General features: G+C 75.5%; 2 protein-coding genes and 1 pseudogene. 2 read left to right on the top strand and 1 reads right to left on the bottom strand.

Annotated features, from left to right (window positions below):
- A partial coding sequence (locus tag KBX39_RS29970) for a serine hydrolase (protein ID WP_247660750.1) occupies positions 1-831 on the top strand: 831 nt, incomplete at its 5' end.
- Between the two features lie 5 nt (positions 832-836).
- On the opposite strand, the gene KBX39_RS29965 is transcribed toward KBX39_RS29970, so the two are convergent.
- On the bottom strand, positions 837-1,634 hold the full coding sequence (locus tag KBX39_RS29965) for a tyrosine-protein phosphatase (RefSeq protein WP_043329595.1): 798 nt from the start codon (positions 1,632-1,634) through the stop codon (positions 837-839).
- Positions 1,635-1,678: 44 nt separating this feature from the next.
- On the opposite strand from KBX39_RS29965, the pseudogene KBX39_RS29960 reads away from it, so the two are divergent.
- Positions 1,679-1,961 (top strand): annotated as a pseudogene (locus tag KBX39_RS29960) (mandelate racemase/muconate lactonizing enzyme family protein); the annotation flags it as partial.

Below are 1,961 nucleotides of genomic sequence, written 5' to 3'. Positions count from 1 at the left end.
GTGCCCGGCACCGTCTCCGCGTACGTGGGCCGGCCCGGCGCGCGGCCGGCGTGGACGCGGCGCGCCGACGCCACCCACTACGCGGCGAGCACCATGAAGCTCGCCGTGCTGGTGGCGCTGTTCCGCGCCGCCGAGGCCGGCCGGCTCGACCTGGACGCGCCGGTGCCGGTGCGCAACTCGTTCGACTCCGCGCTGCCCGGCGCGCCCCGGTTCGCCAACGCCCGGAACTACGACAACGACGAGGCGGTCTGGGACCGCGTCGGCGGGGACGCGCCGCTGCGTTGGCTCGCCGAACGGATGATCGTCCGGTCCAGCAACCTGGCCACGAACATCTGCATCGGCCAGGTGGGGCTGCCCGCCGTGGCGCGGGCGTGGGCGCTCGCCGGGGCGCGGCACAGCGTCACCGGCCGCGGCATCGAGGACTTCGCCGCCCGCGACTCCGGCATCGACAACCTGGTCACCGCCGCCGACCTGGCCGCCCTGCTCGGCGAGCTGGCGCTCGGCGCGACCCGGCCCGGCCCGCTCGCCTCGCCGTCTGCCTGCGCGGCCATGCTCGACGTGCTCGCCGCCCAGGAGCACCGCGAGGACCTGGCCGCCGGGCTGCCCGACGGCACCCGCGTCGCGCACAAGAACGGCTGGGTCCGCGGCGTGCGCCACGGCGCGGGCGTGGTCTTCCCGGACGACGCGCCGCCGTACACGATCGTCGTCTGCACCACCACCGACCTGGCCGACGGCGGCGCGGACGGCGACGAGGTGGAGGACGACGCCTGCCGGCTGATCGCGCACGTCTCCGCGCGGGTCTGGGCGGCGCGACACGACCTGGCCGGCTGACCCGGCTACTCCAGCAGCCGCTCGCGCAGCGCCGCGCGGTCCGCGTCGGTCACCCCCAGACCGTCGCGCAGGTACGCCTCGAACGAGCCGTGCGTCCGGCGCACCTCGTCGTAGGCGGCGTCCAGGTATTCCGGGCGCACCTCCAGCAGCGGCCGCGCCACCGCCGGATCCAGGTCCGGCCGGCGCTGGATCATCGCGGACAGCAGCACCTCGCGCAGGCTCTCGGTCAGCTCGTTGTGCACCAGGTAGTCGGCGCGGATCGCCTCCTCCTGGACGCCCAGCGCGGTCAGCAGCACCACCGACAGCCAGCCGGTGCGGTCCTTGCCGGCCGAGCAGTGGAACAGCAGCGGCAGGTTCGCGTCCTCGACGGCCAGCCGCACCGCCGCGCTGAAACCGGCCCGCGCCGACTCGCCGGTGACGAACCAGCGGTAGATCGCCGTCATCGCCCCCGGCATGCCCTCCCGGGCCAGCGCCGCGTAGGCGTTCAGGTCGTGGCCCTGCAGCACCGCCGAGACGTACGTGAAGACGGGATGCGCCGCGTCGTAGACGGGCAGGTGCACCACGCGGGGCGCACCGGCCAGCCGGTCCGGCGGGGCCACCGCCTGCTCGTGGACGTCACGCAGGTCCACCACGCAGGCCGGGCCGAGCTTGCCCAGCACCGGCAGGTCCTCGTCGGTGAGCCGGCCCAGCGCGGGCGTGCGGATGAGCCGCCCGGCGCGTACCCGCCGCCCGTCTGTCGTCGGCAGTCCGCCCAGGTCACGCGCGTTCGGCGCGCCCACCAGCTCCCATTCCCGCCCGGTCATCGGCCCTCCCCTGCTCGCCGCCAGTTGGCTATAGGGTGCCCCACATGACCATCGCCGCGGTACGCACCCACCGTCTGTCGGCCCCCTTACACACCCCGTTCGTCACCGCGCTGCGCCGCACCACCACAGTGGACACGCTGGTCGTGGAGGTGATCGACGGCGACGGCCGCTCGGGTTTCGGTGAGGCGCCGCAGGTCTGGCAGGTGACCGGCGCGTCGGTGGCCGGCGCCGAGGCGTGCGTACGCGAACTGCTCGCGCCGCTGCTGATCGGCCGGGACGCCGACGACCTCCAGGCGGGCTGCGCCCTGGTGCGTCGCGCCGTGGTGG

The organism is Micromonospora sp. D75 (assembly GCF_018070405.1).
GTDB lineage: Bacteria > Actinomycetota > Actinomycetes > Mycobacteriales > Micromonosporaceae > Micromonospora > Micromonospora chalcea.
The sequence above is the reverse complement of the archived record's forward strand: the minus strand, read 5'-3'. Positions and strand labels throughout refer to the sequence as shown.

Coding starts and splice junctions, on each gene's coding strand:
- KBX39_RS29965 (WP_043329595.1), bottom strand. CDS start 1,634: ATGACCGGGCGGGAATGGGAGCTGGTGGGCGCGCCGAACGCGCGTGAC.